General features: G+C 72.6%; 10 protein-coding genes. 4 read left to right on the plus strand and 6 right to left on the minus strand.

Translation table 11 applies throughout. From position 1 onward, the window contains the following. Positions 1-42 precede the first annotated feature (42 nt). Positions 43-1,848 carry a type VII secretion protein EccE gene (gene eccE / locus ACZ6PY_RS01910; RefSeq protein ID WP_466068336.1) on the minus strand — a complete coding sequence of 602 codons (1,806 nt, stop codon included), beginning with the start codon at positions 1,846-1,848 and terminating at the stop codon, positions 43-45. A 237-nt stretch (positions 1,849-2,085) separates the two neighbouring features. On the opposite strand from eccE, the gene ACZ6PY_RS01915 reads away from it, so the two are divergent. Continuing rightward, positions 2,086-2,403, plus strand: coding sequence for a WXG100 family type VII secretion target (locus ACZ6PY_RS01915; RefSeq protein ID WP_262283332.1), 318 nt, complete (start codon positions 2,086-2,088; stop codon positions 2,401-2,403). A 16-nt stretch (positions 2,404-2,419) separates the two neighbouring features. Next, positions 2,420-2,713: a WXG100 family type VII secretion target gene (locus tag ACZ6PY_RS01920; RefSeq protein ID WP_466068338.1), complete on the plus strand. Its 294-nt coding sequence runs from the start codon at positions 2,420-2,422 to the stop codon at positions 2,711-2,713. A gap of 75 nt (positions 2,714-2,788) precedes the next feature. On the opposite strand, the gene mycP is transcribed toward ACZ6PY_RS01920, so the two are convergent. Next, the gene (gene mycP, locus ACZ6PY_RS01925; RefSeq protein ID WP_466068340.1) at positions 2,789-3,994 is read right to left on the minus strand and encodes a type VII secretion-associated serine protease mycosin; all 1,206 of its coding nucleotides are present in this window, start codon (positions 3,992-3,994) and stop codon (positions 2,789-2,791) included. Positions 3,995-4,147: 153 nt separating this feature from the next. Between mycP and ACZ6PY_RS01930 the strand changes: the two genes are divergently transcribed. Both ACZ6PY_RS01930 and ACZ6PY_RS01935 read left to right on the plus strand, forming a co-directional pair. Then, positions 4,148-7,213: an SseB family protein gene (locus ACZ6PY_RS01930; RefSeq protein WP_466068342.1), complete on the plus strand. Its 3,066-nt coding sequence runs from the start codon at positions 4,148-4,150 to the stop codon at positions 7,211-7,213. Then, a complete protein-coding gene (locus ACZ6PY_RS01935) occupies positions 7,210-7,575 on the plus strand; it encodes a hypothetical protein (protein WP_107077365.1) in 366 nt (121 codons plus the stop codon). The genes ACZ6PY_RS01930 and ACZ6PY_RS01935 overlap by 4 nt, the downstream gene beginning before the upstream one ends. Position 7,576: 1 nt before the next feature. Here ACZ6PY_RS01935 and ACZ6PY_RS01940 read toward each other — a convergent pair whose 3' ends face one another. The 4 genes from ACZ6PY_RS01940 to ACZ6PY_RS01955 form a co-directional block, all read right to left on the minus strand. Further along, a complete protein-coding gene (locus tag ACZ6PY_RS01940; protein ID WP_466068344.1) occupies positions 7,577-8,509 on the minus strand; it encodes an alpha/beta fold hydrolase in 933 nt (310 codons plus the stop codon). Between the two features lie 169 nt (positions 8,510-8,678). Then, on the minus strand, positions 8,679-11,099 hold the full coding sequence (locus tag ACZ6PY_RS01945; RefSeq protein WP_466069372.1) for an immune inhibitor A domain-containing protein: 2,421 nt from the start codon (positions 11,097-11,099) through the stop codon (positions 8,679-8,681). Between the two features lie 284 nt (positions 11,100-11,383). Continuing rightward, entirely contained in the window at positions 11,384-13,690 is a 2,307-nt protein-coding gene (locus tag ACZ6PY_RS01950; RefSeq protein WP_466068345.1) for an immune inhibitor A domain-containing protein, read from the minus strand. A gap of 375 nt (positions 13,691-14,065) precedes the next feature. Next, positions 14,066-16,858: an immune inhibitor A domain-containing protein gene (locus ACZ6PY_RS01955; RefSeq protein ID WP_466068347.1), complete on the minus strand. Its 2,793-nt coding sequence runs from the start codon at positions 16,856-16,858 to the stop codon at positions 14,066-14,068. Positions 16,859-17,052 lie beyond the last annotated feature (194 nt).

Here is a 17,052-nt window from a genome sequence, read left to right on the forward strand (position 1 = left end):
GGATCGTGCCACGCCGCGTCGACTCGCGGAACCCGTGCCGGCTCAGTGGCGGGCCGGGCGACCGACCAGTTGAGACTCGATCGGCGTCGGCGAGAGCAGCGCCCAGCGCAGCGCCCGCCGGTTCACCACCGCCACCATGTCGTCCCGGATCCGGGTCAACCACTCCGCCGAGCCGCCTAGGCCGAGCGTCGCGCCGGCCAGCGCCGCCTCGCCGACGTCGAGCGGTTGCAGGATCGCCAGGTCCGCGCGGGCCAGCGCGGCCGTGTCGGCCGGGGTCAGCTCGTCGCGGACCACGAGGACGGACTGCCAGGGCACCGCCGGACCGGCCTCCGGCGGCACCGGGCCGGCGTCGACCACCAGCAGCAGGGGGCGCAGCGGGGAGCCGGGTGGGCCGCCGACCGGCCGCCCCGGCGGGACCAGCGGCACCGCGCCGCCGGGCACGCCGACCCCCCGGACGAAGGGCTCCCAAACCCGGGGCCGCGCCGTCTGCACCGCGACCCGCGCGCCGAGCGCCAGCGCCCGCAGGGTCAGCAGCTGGGCGGCGCGTACCCCACCTACCAGCAACAACCGGGTCGTCGTGGGGCGGAACAGGCGTACGGTCACCGCGCCGCCGTGCCGGTTGGCCCCCACCATCAACCCGGCCTCGCCGAGGGCGAACTCCAGGGCGGCCAGTTCGGGCCCGACCGGGGGTGCGTCCGGCCGGGCCACCGCCAGCGGCAGGGTGGCGGCCAGCCCGCTCAGGTGCTCGCCGTCCAGCCGGCGCAGCTCGGCACCGAGGTCCCCGGCGAGCCGGCGCAGCGCCCGCTCGGCCACCGCCAGCTCCGCGGTGGTGCGGGCGGCCAGGCGTACGGTCAGCTCGGCCGGTGTGGGAGCCGGGTCGGCGCCGGACCGCGGGCCCGCGCAGAGCGAGACGGTGGTGGCGGTCGCCGGCAGCGCCAGCAGCCGGGGCACCAGCCGCCGTGCCGCGTCGGTGCGCGGGTCCGGCCAGCGGCGCAGCCGCCAGGTGGTCTGCGGCAGCCCGCCCACTGTCACGGCCGGCCAGCTCTCCCGGACCGGCGCCCCGGCGTCGTGGTGTGCCAGTTCGGCCACCACGCGCAGCGCCGCGGGACCACCGAGGGGACGACCGGTGAGCGGGCCGAGCCGGCGCACGACCCGCCGGACCGTGCCGGAGAGCGCCCGGCGCAACTCGTCGTCGGACCAACCGTCGGCCCGGAGCGCCCGGACGGCCAGCACCACCCGGGCCCGCGCCGCCAGCCGCCCGCCGGTGAGCTGCCGGTACGAGGTGCCGGCCGTGCCCGCTGCGGCGGCGGGCGCCGGCGCGCGCGACGCGGAGAACAGCAGCTGGATCCGGACCGGCGGACTCTCCGGCCCCGCCGGGGGCAGCAGGCCGAGCGGCGGCGGCAGCTCCCGCGCGCCGTCGCCGAGCAGGTCGTCCGGGTCGCCGATCTCCAGCAGCGCGGTCATCCCGGCGGCGTCCTCCAGCACCGCCGCCGGGCCGCCGGCCAGCTCGGCCGCGTGCACCACCGCCCCGGGGCGGGCCAGCTCCAGCAGCGCCGCCGGCCCGGCGGTTGCCGGGAGGGCGCGCCGCCGGGTCAGGTGGGCCGCGCCGACGGCGAACCACTCGAACAGCCAGCGGCCCCGGAGCCGCACCCAGGCGGCGGGCAGCAGCACCGCCGCCAGCAGCAGGGCGGCCGCGGTCACCAGCACGCCCCGGCCCACGGCTGCGACGAGCGCGGCCACGGCCACCTGCGCCGTCACCACCTGCCCGGCCCGGACGGTCGACACCGGGCGGCGCGTCCGGTGTGGAGGGCGGACGGACGCCGGCCGGATCCTGGTGGTCGCGGTCACCGCACCTCCTCCGCCCGTTCGCCGAGTGACGCCGCCGTGGCTCATCGTAGAGCTTCGCCGTCCACAGGGGAGCCCGAAGGGGTAGCAGAACCGGAGTCGGACGGCTACCGTCAGCGACGAGTTCCGTCGAGCGCGCCCGCCGTCCCCTTCCCCCCTTCTCCGGTGGCGCGCTCCGGCGAGTCCACGGTGGTCGTTCCGGCGGCCAGCCACGACCGAGGAGACGAGGTGACGTCCGGGGTGTCCCAGACTCAGGCAGAAGCCGCGGTGATGCAGCACACCGCCGCGAAGTTCGAGCAGGTAGACCAGTCGTTGCAGACCATGCTCAGCGGCCTCATGGCCGAGCTGGAGGTGTTGCAACAGGCCTGGCGGGGCGCCGGCGGGCGCTCCTTCGAGCAGGTCAAGCAGCAGTGGGCGCAGGACCAGAAGGCCCTGCAGCGGGCGCTGCGGGAGACCGCGACGGCGATCCGCACCGCCGGCCGGCACTACGACGTGTCCGACACCGAGGCCGCCGGCCGCGTGGCGGGCACCAACCGCGGCATCCAGCTGCCCCTCTGACGGGAAGGACCGATCGATGGACCACGGTGTGCTGGTCGTCAACTTCGCCGCTCTGCAACAGGCCGGCGCCGACATCCAGAGGGCGCTGACCACCCTCGAGAGCCAGCTCGGGCAGCTCGAACGCGACGCCGCCCCGCTTGTCGGGAGCTGGTCCGGCGAGGCGCGCGAGGCGTACGAGCACCGGCAGGCCCGCTGGCGGGCCGCGTCGCAGGACCTCCAGGCGATGCTGCGCGACATCAAGCTGGCCGTGGAGGACTCCGCGGCCGACTACCTCGACACCGAGAAGCGCAACGTCAACCTGTTCCAGTGACCCCCGCGGGGCGGCACGGGCTCCGGCCCGTGCCGCCCCGTCGCTGTCCGCCGGCAGCTGGCGCGGCGGTGCGGGTCAGGCCGGGCCGGCCGGGCGCCAGCGGCGGCGCACCCCCCGGGGCAGCACCACGGCGAGCAGCACCACCGCCAGGGCCGTGGCACCGGTCGCGGCGGCCACCAGCAGCGCCCGGTGCCGGGCCGACGTGCGGCGGGCCTGCCGGGCCAGCTCCGCCGGGTCCGGCCGGTCGACCGGCAACGCGGCCCCGGCCCGGGGGCGAGCCGCCGTGACGACCGGTGACTCGGTCACCGCGCGGTACGGGTTCAGCACCCCGGCGCCGTAGCCGTCCTCCCGCCCCGGGGCCGGGTCGGCGCTGGCCACGATCCGCCGGGCGATCTCCGCCGCGCCCAGCCCGGGGTGATACTGCCGGAGCAGCGCCGCCGTGCCGGCCACGAAGGGCGCCGCGTAGCTCGTCCCCTCCGCCCGGTGGTGGCCCTGCCGGGGCGCCGCCATCAGCACGTCGCTGCCCGGGGCGACCAGGTCGACGTACGGGCCGGTCTGGGAGAAGGCGGCGCGGGTGCCGTCCGCCCCGATCGCACCCACCCCGAGCACCCCGTCGTACGCGGCCGGGTACGGCCGGGGGTCGCCGTTGTCGTGCAGGTTGCCGGCGGCGGCAACCACCACCACGTCCCGCCGCACGGCGTAGGCGACCGCCGCGCGGACGGCGGGGTTGTCCGCGTACAGGACGACGGAGAGGTTGACCACGTCGGCGTCGTGGTCCACCGCCCACCGGATGGCCCGGGCGAAGTCGGCCGCCCCGACCGTACGCCCCGACTCCCGCCCGTCGACGACCTGCTGTTCGCTGACGCGTACGGGAAGGATGCGGGCGCCCGGGGCGAGCCCCCGGAAGGCCACGCCCGGCCGGGGCGCGGCGGCGATCAGGCTCGCCACGCCGGTGCCGTGCCCGGCGCAGTCGCGGGTGCCGTCGCCGCCCGGGTCGAGGAAGTCGGCGCCGTCGAGGACCCGGCCGGTGAGCTGCGGGTGGGACCGGTCCACCCCCGAGTCGACCACCGCGACCACCACGCCGGCGCCGGTGGCGAGCGGGGCCAGCCGGTCCGGCGCGTACCGTTGCTGCGGCCACGGCTGCTCCGCGACGGGACGAGCCGGCGCGGTCGGTGCGGCGCAGGCCGAGGGCGCGCGGGCCGAGGCCGGGGCGGCCGGCAACCCGGCGACGAGGAGGGCCGCCAGGACGGCCAGGGAGGGGCGCGCGGTGGGCCGGGACATCGACGGCCTCCGTATCGTGTCGACTCCGGAACGGGATGTTAGCGCCTCGCCGGCGACCCGGCCGACCGCCGCCAACCAGGCATTTGTGATCTTGTTACCACCTTGTAGGTTGTAGGCGATGCCTGTGGCCTGTTCACGGAAGGAGAGGTGGCCGTGACCGGATGGGAACCGGCCACCGAGGCCGAGGTGGCGATGCGCGATGCGTTGCGCGCACAGGACCAGCAGCTCTACTTCCGCATCCTGACCCGCCTGGAACTGCTCCTGCCGGTCGCCGCGGAGACGCATCCCGGGCAGGGCCCGGCGGGCTGGGGCACCTGGACCACCGGGGGCCGCACGCACGTGCTGGCCTTCACGTCCGCCGCCGCCCTGCGCGCCTGCCTGGGCGAGAACGCCGGCGCCACCCGCCGCCTCCCCTACGCCGACCTGGCCGCCGACTGGCCCAACCACGAGTGGTGGCTCGCGGTCAACCCCGGCCTGCCGGTCGAGGGCTACCTGCCGGCCTGGTTCGTGGCGCAACTCGCCCGGGGTGACGTCCGGCTTCCGGGCCGGACCATGGGCGCCCGGGCCCGCCTGGAGCGGGTGGAGAGCGCCACCCGGGCCGCCCGGGGTGGCCCGTCCGCGCCCGGCCGGGACGTCCCGCCGCCGGTGCCCGGCGGGCGGATCCCGCCCGAGCCGGTCCGCACCGGACACGGCCCGGCCGTCCCCGAGCCGTCGACCGTCCCGATCCCCACCGTTCCCGCCCCGAGCACCCGGCCCGCCGTCCCCGACGCGGCCGCCCCGCCGCCGTCCCTCCGCCCCGATCCGGCGAACGGCCGGTCGACCCGCCCGCTCGGCCGTCGTACGCCCGAGGACGCGCGGCCCGCGGGTCCGGCCGGTGCCGATCCGGGCCTGGACAACCTCGCCGGCTGGCTCACCGACCTGCGCCGGCGCCCCGACGAGTCGGACCCGTTCGCCGACACCCGCAGCTCCGGGCCGGCCAACGGTGGGCCGGCCGAGCCCGCTCCGCCGCCCGCCCGGTCCTTCTTCGAGCCCACCTCGGGAAGTTCGCCCCGACGGCCCACGCCGCTCGACACGCCGCGCCGCGGTGGCGACCGGGCGGTGCCGCCCTCCCGGTTCGCCGGCGGCGGCCAGCCGTTCCCCCGCCGGCGGCCGCTGAACGAGCCGGTTCCGGGAGAGCCGACGCAGGCGTTCCGGGTGGACTCCGCCGACCCGGCGCCCGCGGATCGGCCGGCGGAACCGGGCCGGCCGTTCCGCCCCGCCGCCCCGCCCGCCGAGACCACCCAGGCGCTGCCCCGCCGGCACGCGGGCGCCGGGGGCGGGCCGGGCCCCGACGAGCGCACCCGACCGATCCCCGCCCCGGGCGACCTCGCGGAGGCCGAGGAGCTTCCGCCGTCCGTCGCCGAACCGGTGTCCAGCCCGCCCGCGCCGCGCCGGGGCTTCACCCCGATCGTCATCGAGGGCACCGTCATCGAGTCCCGCGACCTGACCGAGCCGCCCCCGCCCTCCACCGTCGGCGCGCCGGCCGAGCCGTACGGGGTGCCGACGGTGCCGGCGGCGTCCGCGATGGCGGCGGCGGCCGCCTCCGGGGCCGACGGTGACCCGACGGTGCCCTGGGCCGGGCCCACCGACCCCACCCTGCCGCTGAGGGGCGATCCGCCCGCCTCGCCCGCCCCCGGCCGTGTCGCCACCGCGCCCTCCGACCCGGGGGAGCGGCCCTCCGGGGCGCCGGGCGAGCCGACCGTGCCGATGTTCGGCCCGGCGGACGACCCGCGTCCGTCTCTGTTCACTTCCGCCGGCCCGGGCGACGACGCCGGCGGGCCGCCGGACGAGCCGACCGTGCCGCTGGGGCCGCCGATCGCCCCGGCGGTGTCCACACCGGACCGGTTCGCGCCGGCCGACGAGGCGACCACGTCGCTGTTCGCACCGACCTCCCCGGCGCCCGAGCCGACCACCACGCTGTTCCCGCCGACCCCGCCGCCGGCTGAGCCGACCACCTCCCTGTTCGCGCCGACCTCACCCACGGCTGAGCCGACCACCTCGGTGTTCCCGCCGGCCGAGCCGGCCGTGCCGCTGTTCGCGCCGACGGCCGCCGACGAGCCGACCACGTCGGTGTTCGCGCCGACCGCCGCCGACGAGCCGACCACGTCGGTGTTCGCGCCGACGGCTGCCGCCGCGCCCGCGCCGACGGGGGAGGGGGCCACCGGCATCCCGTCCCCGGCAAGCGCCACGGGCAGCACCGCGGAGGCCGACTTCGTGCCGGCGAACGAGGTGGAGGAGGAGCTGCTCACCGCGGCCGGCAGCGGCAGCACCGACGGCTTCCTCACCACGCTCCTGCTGGCCCGGGTGCTGCTGCCGGTCGCACCCGAGTCGGCGGCGGGCAGCCGTCCGGGGGACGCCGGCTTCGTCTGGCGTACCGAGCAGATCGACGGCGGGACCTATGTGGTCGTCCACACCTCCGCCGAGCGCCTGGCGGATCGGGCCGGCGGTCCGGTCGAGACGGTACGGGTCAAGTTCGTCCAGCTCATCCGCCGCTGGCCGGACGTGAGCTGGTCGTTCGCCGTGAACCCGGGCACGCCGGTCGGGGCGACGTACCCGGGGGAGCAGGTTCTCGCGCTCGCCAACTGGGCCGCCGAGGTGGGGTTGGGCGACGACCCCGAGACCGAGCCGGAGCCGCCCGCCGCCGCACCGGCGCCGGCGGCCGAACCCCGGCCGGCCCCGCCGCCGGTGGACCCGACGCGGCCGGTGGCCATGCAGAAGGCGATCGCACCGAGCCAGCTGGCCTACTACCTGGAGCGGGGCTACGACCGGGTCTCCGGCTTCGTGCACCGGGCCAGCGAGCTGGCGCACCTCGGCACCCCGGCGGAGCTGTACGACGCGCTCGGCCTCGGCCATCCCGGCTCGCCGTTCTCCCGGGACGCCGAGGAGATCTACGTGCTCCGCTGGCCGGCCTACCGGCCGAGCCTCTACCGCATCCCGTACGGCGGGCAGAACGAGGCCGCGATGCGGGCCATGGAGGGCTGGGTCATCGAGCGGCCGCCGTTCCGCGGCAACGGCTTCGCGCCGGGGGAGAGCAGCGACGTGGTCGCCGAGTTCAAGGTGGACAGCGCCCGGCTGCCGCACGGCACCGAGCTGTGGCGGATCGGCGCCGATCGCAGCGAGCGGGTGGTCGCCGTGCTGGACACCGACGCGCTGCTCTGGGTCAGGGCGGACGACGCGTGACCCGCGACGGCTACGTGGCCCGCTGGCGCGGCCGGGAGTACCAGGCCAGCCCGGACGGCGGCGACGTCCGCCTGTACCAGCCGGAACCGGGCGAGGGCTTCACCGAGGTACGCCCCGGCCGGCACGTCCGGGTGGTGCCGGCGGCCGAGGTCGAGGACCTGGCGTACGTGCGGACCACCTGCACCTGGCAGGGGCAGCCGTTCATCGTGCTCGCCGAGCACGACGGGTGGCTGCGGGTGGAGTACACGGGCGGCCGCTGGCCGGTGGCCCAGAAGATGGGGCTGGAGGCCTTCGACTTCGGTGTCTACCAGGGCTGGGCGCCCGCCAACGAGGTGACCGACCTGCGCGAGCAGCGGGTCTGAGTCAGGATTTCGTCCAGCGCAGGATCTCGCCGAGCACCAGGTCCCGGGCCTCCACATGGGGGAAGTGGCCGACGCCGTCGAGGAGCCGCCACTCGTAGGGGGCGGTGACGTAGCGGCCGGAGCCCTGGGCGGTGCGGGGCAGCGAGGCCCGGTCGAGCGCGCCGTGCAGCTGCAGGGTCGGGGTGACGAGCGGTTTCTGCATGAGCCGGACGAACCGGTAGCCGTGCAGGCGCAGCACCGACCGGAACGCCCAGCGGTAGCCCTCCATGGCGCAGAACGCCGCCTGCGGAATCTGCATGGCCACCCGGCAGCACCGGGCGTACGCGTCGAAGTCGGGCCCGTTCACCCAGCGCGGCCCGCCCCAGCGGCGCAGCATCGCCTCCACCTCGGCGGCGTCGTCGCGGGTCAGCACGTGCTCGTAGCGGGGGAGTTGGAACTTCAGCGTGGGGGTGGACGCGGCGAACTGGCCGCGCGGGTCGGCGAAGAGGGCGGCCCGCAGCCGGAGCGGGTGCGGTGCCGCGAGCACCACGAGCCGCCGGACCAGGCTGGGGTGGAAGGAGGCGGCGGTCCAGGCGACGAGGCCGCCGGCGCCGCTGCCGACCAGGGTGGCCGACCGTTCGCCCAGGGCGCGGATCAGCCCGGCCACGTCGGCGGCGAGGGTGTAGCCGTCGTACCCCCGGGGTGGCTTGTCGCTCGCGCCGTAGCCGCGCAGGTCGACCGCGACCGCGCGGAAGCCGGCGTCGGCGACGGCCGGCAGCATCTCGCGCCAGGCGTACCAGTATTCGGGGAAGCCGTGCAGGAAGAGCACCATGGGGCCGGTGCCGGCCTCGACGACGTGGAACCGGCTGCCGTTGGCGCCGACGAACCGGTGGGTCCACGGCCCCTCGGGGAGCACGCAGGACTCGTCGGCGGGTCCGCCACGCTGGTCGGTCATGGGGCACAGCCTAGGGCCGGCACCGCGCGGGCGGCCCCACAGGTGCGCAGGATCAGGGGATTCTCCGGGACGTCGCCGGACCGGCGGTGGGCGGCCCGGGTGCCGGAAAGGGCGATGCCCGGGCAGGTGACCTGCCCGGGCATCGCGGGGTGTAGCGGTGATCAGCGGCTCAGGAGAAGCGGACCTTCATCGAGGTGCCGTTCTGCTTGAGGACCTTGATCTTGACGCCGGTGGCCGGGAGCTTGACGCCGTGGTTCGGCAGCTCCGGGTACCAGTACTGGTCGGTGTCGTCGAACAGCGGCTGCGCGGCCTGGCCACGGATGTACTGCGGCTGGCTGTTGATGTGCAGCGTGAACGAGTCGGCCTTCTTGAGGCTGAACGGCGCGTCGTAGACCTGGACGCGGGCCCGCCACGGGTCGCCGGTCAGGTTGTAGATCGGCCGCGGGTGCGCGTCGATGTAGAGGTTACGACCCTCACCCGGGTGCTCGAAGGTGTCGTTGTCCGCGTACCGGAGGTTCCAGTACGAGATCAGCAGACCCTCCTGGTACGCGTAGTGGTCTACCCAGTCCGGGCGGGTGTTCGCGTAGCCGAAGTAGTACGGGCCGGTCTTCAGGTACTTGTCGTACGAGACGTACGACCGGTTGCCCGCGATGTAGTAGTTGTCGAAGAGCCGGGTGTAGCTCTCGCCGGTGATGCTCCAGCCGGCGAGCGCCCAGTCGCCGGCACCGGTCTCGGCGCCGTCGCTGAGCAGGGTCTGGCCGTCGGCAGTCACCGTGATGGCGTCACCGAAGAAGCCGCCCGAGGCCACGCCACCGTCGGTGACGTAGTGGAAGCGGAACTGGGCGACCTTGCCGGCCAGCGCGTCCATCGGGATGTTGATGTCCACCCACTTGCCCGCGCTGCTGCCGGTCAGGCCCGGCGTCGGGTCGGTGTTGGACACCGGCGGGATCGGCTTGCCGTTGACCGTGCCGTTCAGCGCGGCCCAGGTCTTGCCGCCGTCCGTCGACGCCTCGAAGAAGAGGTAGTCGTAGCCGGTCTCGATGTTGAAGCGGCCCTTCATGGACAGCGACGCCGAGGTCTTCCCGGTGAGGTCCAACGTCCTGGTCATGGTGTTGTTCAGGTCGTCGTCGTTACCGGAGAAGTACTGCTTGGTGCCCTCGAACGGAGCGCCGTACTGGAAGGTGTACTCCCGCTGTGGCAGCACCACGACCGCGGCCTGCGCCTTCTTGGAGTTGTACTCCTCCGGGCCCAGGTCCAGGTCGCGCTTCTGCCCGGCCTTGATCACCTCGTAGTCGAGCCAGCCGAGCTGGAGCTTGTTCCAGGCGCCGAGGTCGCCACCGCGCTCGCCGATGCCCTGGTCGTTCTTGTCACCGAGCCGGCTCTGGGCCATCAGGGTCCAGTGCTCGTTGTTGTTGTCGCCGCCGTTGATGTTGTTGTAGTCGTCCGGCAGGCCCAGGTCGTGGCCGTACTCGTGGTAGAAGACGCTACGGCCACCGTTCTCCGGCTGGATCGTGTAGTCGCGGATCCAGACGCCGGTGTTGCCGATCTGGGTGCCGCCGATCGGGAAGTTCGCCGGACCCACGCGGGACGTGTTGTACGCCGCCCAGCGGTGGCTCCAGATGGCGTCCTCACCCTGGTGCGGGTCGCCGTCGGCCTGGTCGCCGCCGGAGTGGACGATCTGGAAGTGGTCGATGTAGCCGTCCGGCTCGTTGAAGTTGCCGTCGCCGTCGTAGTCGAACCGGTCCCACTGGTCGAACGACTGCATGTCGGCCTTGATCTGGGCGTCGGTGCGGCCCTTGGCCTTCTGGTCGGCGACCCACTGGTTGGCGGCGTCGCGGATCAGGTCCCAGGTGTTCGGGCAGACGTTGTCCGCGCAGACCGCCGGGTCGCCCGTCGGGTCGTCGTCGGCCTTCGGGTCGTCCGAGCGGCCGTACCGGGCGGCGTTGTACTTGACCTTCACCCAGTCGGTGACCGTGCCGTCGACGGTGTAGCGGCCGGACGACTGGGCCTCGTAGTACTGCTTGAGCGACTCGTCGCCCGGGTTGGTGCCGAAGTACAGCTGCCGGAAGTGCTCGGCGCTGTAGTCGGCCTGCCAGACGGTGGAGTTGTCCACGGCCCGGTTGGGCTGCGGGATCTGGTTGTGCTGCGGACCGTTGTACCCGGTCGGACCCGCGATGTCCGGGTTGATGTCCTTGTCCGGGTAGGCCGGGTCGCGCTCGTCGCCGAACTCGGCGAGGATCACGAAGATCTTGTCGGTCCGCTCCCGGGCCAGCTCGACGTACTGGTCCTTCTTGCCCGCCTTGGCGGTCCGGGCGCCGGCCGCCGACGCCGCGCCGCCGGCGGTCTCGCCGACCTTGACGACGGTGCTGCCGTTGATCTTCTGGGCCTTGGCCCGGCCGGACAGGACCTCGCTGAGACCCTCCTGGCGGAGCGCCCGCCGCTTGTCCTCGAGCTTGTCCGGCAGATCGTGGGGGGCCTGCGGCTCGGCGGCCGCCGGAGCGGCAGTCGGCAGCTTCGGCGTCGGCGCGGCGCTGGCGGCAGTGCCGGCCACCAATCCCGTCGCCGTCAGCGAAAGCCCGAGCAGACCCACTGCGACTTTGCGCACGTGGTACCTCCGGTGTGAGGGAACCGGCCCAACGGGGGTAGGGGCCGGTGGAACGTCCCACAAGTGGGACCACTGGTGAAGATAAACACTCCCGTGACCCGTGGGAAGACAGACGCGTCGATTTGTAGCAACTTTTTGACGGGAACGCTCCTCACCGTCACATCAGAATCGGTCGATCGGCTGTCATGAGCTGGGGCGAAAGGCTTCGGGGTACGCGAAGGGGCCGCCGGCGTCGCCGCCGACGGCCCCTCCCGTGTGGTGCTACCCGATCAGTTGGTGACCTTGACGACCATGTCGCTGGTCGGGGTGGTGCCCTGCTTGAGGACCTCGATCTTGGTGCCGGTGCCGGCGACCTTCACCGAGTTCCACGGGTTGTTGGTGTTCCAGTATTTGTTGACCCCGTTGTCGGTGAACACCGGCGTCGGGTCGAGCTTCGGCACGGTGACCCCCACGCCGTTCAGGTGGAAGGTCTGCGCCGGCTTGGCGTACAGGCTGAAGGTGGCGTCGTAGCCGTTGCGCCGGTTGGTGATGGTGCCCTGGCCGCCGACCTGGATCTTGCCCGGGCGGACGTCGACCGGCAGGTTCAAGCCGTAGCCCGGGTGCTCCGACGTGTTGTTGTCGCCGTACGCGTAGTTCACGTACCAGACCAGCATGCCGGGCTGGCTCGAGTAGCGCTCCACGAAGTTCGGCCGGGTGTTGAGGAATCCGAAGTTGTACCCACCGGTCCGCAGCGTGTCGTCGTAACCGAAGTAGGTCCGGTTCTCGGCGATGTAGAAGCGGGGGTAGGAGTCGGTCACGGAGCCGCCCATCCGGGTCCAGCCCTTCGCGGTCCACTCCGCGGCCAGGGTCTCCGCGTCGTCGGTCCACGCGACCGAGCCGTTCTTGGTCAGCGAGACGTTGTCCAGGAACGGGCCGGCGAAGTGCGTGCCGCCGTCGGTGGCGTAGCGGTAGCGGAACGTCACGGTCTTGCCGGCGTACGCCGACAGGTCGTAGGTCGAGTCGACCCACGCGCCGTTGCTGGAGCCGTCGATGCCGCTGTCACCGGCGTCGACCAGGTTGTTCTTGACATCGGCCCAGGTGGCGCCACCATCGGTGGACACCTCGGCGTAGAGGTAGTCGTAGTCCTCTTCGGTGTCGTACTGCATCTTGGACGTGATCGACGCGGAGCTCGCGCCGGTCAGGTCCAGGGTGCGGGTCAGCGTGCTGTTCAAGTCGTCCGCACTGCCGCCCCACCACTCGTACGACCCGCCGAACGGCGTGTTGTAGTTCGTGGTCTGGGTCTGCGCGGGCAGGTTCACCACGACCGCCTGGGCCTTCGGCCCGTCACTGTCGCCCGCCGGGCCGAGGGTCACCTGAGTGGTGCCCGAGCCGTAGTCGACGGTCGAGTGGTTCAGCCAGCCGAGGAAGAGCTTCGACCACGGGTCCATGTAACCCGGGGTCGTACCGATGTCGTCGGTGCCGTGGTTCAGCCACGACCCGGAGGCCATGACGCTCCAGAAACCGACGCCGTTGTCGCCGCCCGCGGTGTCGTACAGGTCCGGCAGGCCGAGGTCGTGACCGTACTCGTGGGCGAAGACGCCGAGACCGCCGTTCTCCGCCTCCGTGGTGTAGTCACGGATCCACAGCCCGGTGTCACCGATCGGCACACCACCGGCCAGGTTGCCCGCCGGTCCGGCCTTGCCCTCGAGGTTGGGGAACGCCGCCCAGCGGTGCGACCAGATGGCGTCCTCGCCCTGGGCGCCGCCGCCGGCGTCCTCGCCCTCGCCCGCGTGCACCGCCTGGAAGTGGTCGATGTAGCCGTCGGGCTCGTTGAAGTTGCCGTCGCCGTCGAAGTCGTACCGGTCCCAGACGTCGAACTGCTTCAGGTAGTCCTTGATCTGCTGCGGCGTCTTGCCGGCCTTGACCTGGGTGTCGTACCAGGACGTGGCGCTGTCCTTGACGAAGTTCCAGTAGCCGTCGGACTCGGGGATCTTGTTGCTGCCGTACCGCGCCTCGTTGTACGGGACGGTGATCCAGTCGCTGACGTCGCCGCCGACGGTGTACCGGCCACCCGACTGCTTGAGGTAGAAGTCCCGGAACGACTCGCCCTCACCGTAGAACAGGTCCATGTAGTGCTCCCGGTGGAAGTCCGGGCGCCACATGGTGCTGTTGTCGTCGGTGGAACTGCCGTCCCAGTTGCGGTCCGGCTCGGGGATCTGGTTGACCACCGGGCCGGCAGCTCCACCGGTACGGGGGTCGGTCTTGTCGCCGAAGTTGACCAGCATCGTGAAGATCGGGTCGGTCTTCGGGGCCTGCTGGTACTCGACGAAGAGGTCGTCCTTGACCTGGATGACCTTCGAGCCGTTGCGCGTCTGAAGCTTGGCCTTGCCGGTCAGCAGGTCGGCGATCGCCTGCTTCTTGATCTCCCGCTTCTGGTCCGCCTTCGCGTCCGGGAGGTTGTCCTTGCCGTGCTTCGCCTTCTCGACGCCGGGGGTGCGCTCCGCCGCCGGGGCGGCGGACGCCGGCGTCGTGACGACACCGGCTGCCAGCAGCGCGGCCGCGGCCGAGGCCAGGCCCACTGTGACTCGTCTCCTCAAAGGTCCTCCTCCTTTGTGGATCTGTTACATGACAGAGGCAGCCAAAGCCATCACTGTCATGTCATGCGTCACTCACAATGGCAGGTGTTTGCATCGTTGTCACCGGTCAATAACCCGGTGATTCGGCTTTTTTTCCTGCTCAAATCGGGGCGAAAGCGTCCAGCGATCGGGTGCCGGCTCACATTACGTTTCGGCCACGATCACGTTGTGTGACGGCGATTATGAGGTCCCCAAAGGGGAGCGCAACGGCACTGGAAAATGTCACACGGCCGCAGCGGAAAACTGTCCGCGCGTAAGAAGGGCGGGGCCCGTCCGGAGCAGTGTGCTCCAGACGGGCCCCGCCGTTCGGGTTCCGACGCGCCTCGGCGTGTCAGATCACGGTTTCGGTGGGGTCACCCACACCAGGGCGTACGCGTTGTCGCGGGCCGCCCACTTGATGGTGATCGAGACGCCGTACGCGACGCCCGAGTCACGCGGGTTGCCGGTGCCCAGCACGATGGCCCCGCCGCCGAGCGTCGAACCGTAGTAGTCCGTCGCCGGCGTCCCGTCCGGGTTGACCACCCGGGTCGTGTACTGCGCGTTGCCCTTCGACGGGACGACCACCGAGGCGTCGTTGTCCCGGGCGTACGCGGCGCCGTCCCGGATCTCGATGCCCGGGTACCAGCCCTTGGCGTCGGTGAATCCCTTCACCGGTGCCTGCGCGGGGAACTTCGTGCAGTACTCGCTGTACGGCTCGTCCGCCGCCTCCAGGCACTCCCGGAACGGGTACGTCGGCTTCAGGGTGAAGGCCGCGTTGGACGACTGCGGGCGGCTGGGCAGGTTGTCCAGCACCGACGGGTCCTTGACGGCCGCCTCGCCCTTGCGGCGCAGCGGGTCGTTGTGCGAGTCGACGATCAGCAGACCGCCCTTGGCCCCGTAGCTGGGCAGCGAGGTCATCTGCGCGGTGACGTGGTTGACGTCGCCCAGCTCCGTGTCCCGGTACCAGACCAGCATGCCCGGGGCGTTGTACGCGATCCGGTCGACCTTCCACGCCTCGTGCGAGTAGATCGTGTCGTACGCGTACTTCAGGCCCTTGTCGAAGCCGTCGAAGTTGCGCCACTCGGCCAGGTAGTAGTGCGCCTTGACCTGGGTGCCCGAGTCGACGTGCCAGCCCGCGCCGGTGGTGTCGGTGAAGGTGCCGACGGTCTGGGTCCAGCCGTTGGCGCCGCCCTCGACGTCGTCGCTCCACGTGGTGGCGCCGCCGCCGGTGACCGAGAGGTCGTCGGCGAACCAGCCGCGCTCCTGGAACGCCTCGTCGGTGGCGTACCGCAGCCGGACCTGGACGGTCTGGCCGGCGTACGACGACAGGTCGACGTAGTCGTGCCGCCAGCCGCCGGTGGTGCCGGTCAGGCCGTACTTCTTGTTGCCGAAGTCGACCATCCGCCCGTTCGGGTCGGCGTAGCCGTCGTCGGTGGTCACGAGCTTGCCGGTGTCGTCGTACACCTTCCGCTCGGTCCAGGTGTTACCGCCGTCGGTGGACACCTCGACGAAGCCGTAGTCCCAGTCGGCCTCGATGACGTAGTTGTTCCACATCCAGAACTTCGCGTCCGCGGCGTTCGGGACGGTCACCGTCCGGCTCAGCTTGACGTCCGCCCAGGCCTGGTCGGCGCCGGAGTACCACATGTTGGCGCCGCTGTGCGGCTGCGCGAGCGTGATCACCTTGTCCGGCAGGTCGATCTTGATGCCGTCCTCGGTGCCGACCGGCGTCCGCGACGTCTGGCCGAGCTTGACCAGCCGCGAGCGGTCACCCGCGCTGACCTCCAGCGGGTCGGCCCAGCCGAGCACCCACTTGTCCCAGAGGCCCATGTGGGTCGGCAGCGCCTGGAAGATCTCGCCGGTGTGCGAGCCCGAGGCCATCAGGTCCCAGAAGTCGACGTCCGAGTCGGCGTTGCCGGAGGTGTCGTAGAGGTCCGGCAGGCCGAGGTCGTGGCCGAACTCGTGGGCGAACACGCCGACGCCCGCGTCCTCCGGCTGCACGATGTAGTTCGACACCTTCAGGTTGGTGCCGGGGATCGTGTAGCCGCCGGCCACGGTCGAGGAGTGCGCCCACACCGAGTAGACGCCCACGTCGCCGCCGCCGCGGGACTTGCCCTGGTTGGCGTGCACCAGCACCAGGTGGTCGATCACGCCGTCCGGCTCGTTGACGTTGCCGTCACCGTCGCGGTCGCTCTGGTCCTCGATGTCGTAGTCGGCCCACGGGAAGTTCGGGTCCTTGGCCGCCAACGCGTCGATGGCGTCGGTGGCCAGCCGGCCCGCGCCCTGCGGGTTGTCCGGGTGGCCGTTCATCGACTGTTCACGACCGGCGACCCAGTTGCCGTTCTCGTCCTGGAAGCAGCGGGAGGCCGCGTACCAGCCCTCCGAGTGCGGCACCGTGATCCACGGGCTCGCCTGCCCGTCCACGGTGTACGCGCCCTTGGACATCTCCAGGTACATGTTGTGCATGGTCCGCCCGGCGAGGCTGATGCCCGGCTTGCCGTCCGGCCCCTTGAGGTCCTTCCGGACGCGCTCGGTGATGCCCGTCTTCGTGTAGAGCATCTTGTCGTAGTGGGCCGGCGAGAAGTCCGGCACCCACATCGAGTTGTTGTCCTTGTGCGGCAGCGTGGCCGGGTTGGGGATGGTGTTGTGCCGCGGCCCGTTCTGGACCGTGCCCGGCACGCACGTCCGGTCCTCGAAGACGGTCTTCGGGACCATCACGTTGGTGAAGTCGTCGTTCGCCTTGTCGTTGAACTCCACCAGCAGGGTCAGCAGCTTGGCGGTCTGGGTGCTCTTGGCCTTCTTGAACCGGCGCGGGCTCTGGCCCGTCCGGATCGCCTTGGCCTCCACCCGGGCCAGTTCCCGCGCCGCGACGGGGTTGCCCCCGGCGTATTTGCGGTCGTAGGCCCGGGCCTCGTCCGCCGCCGCGGTGAGGACGCCGTCCCGGCCCTTGACCTCCTTGCCGCCGGTGTCCGGCTGCACCTCCGGCTCGGCGTAGTTGATGTAGTACTCGTCCGCCCCGATGGCGACCGGCGCGGGGCCGGACGTCTGGGCGGCCGCGCTGCCCGTCACGGTCAGCGACGTGGCGGCGAGGGCGATGGCGGGCAGCGCGACGAGTAGGCGTCGGCGTGACCCGTTCCGTGGAAATGTGTGCATGCCACTCCGTTCGTGGGGCATGAGGGGAGAGAGCCGGCCGACCGGCCGTCACAGTGACGTCCGTCTAATCCGACCGATGCGGCTGAACCTAGATGAGAACGGTCCCTCACCGACAGGGGGGCACTGCCCCTCTGGCCGTTCAGCCCGCCGCCCCTCCACCGAACTTCCGACGCGTGGCCGGAAAACGACGATGG

The sequence above is a fragment of the Micromonospora sp. NPDC048907 genome (assembly GCF_055586885.1).

Coding starts and splice junctions, on each gene's coding strand:
- ACZ6PY_RS01920 (WP_466068338.1), top strand. CDS start 2,420: ATGGACCACGGTGTGCTGGTCGTCAACTTCGCCGCTCTGCAACAGGCC.
- mycP (WP_466068340.1), bottom strand. CDS start 3,994: ATGTCCCGGCCCACCGCGCGCCCCTCCCTGGCCGTCCTGGCGGCCCTC.
- ACZ6PY_RS01940 (WP_466068344.1), bottom strand. CDS start 8,509: ATGACCGACCAGCGTGGCGGACCCGCCGACGAGTCCTGCGTGCTCCCC.
- ACZ6PY_RS01955 (WP_466068347.1), bottom strand. CDS start 16,858: ATGCACACATTTCCACGGAACGGGTCACGCCGACGCCTACTCGTCGCG.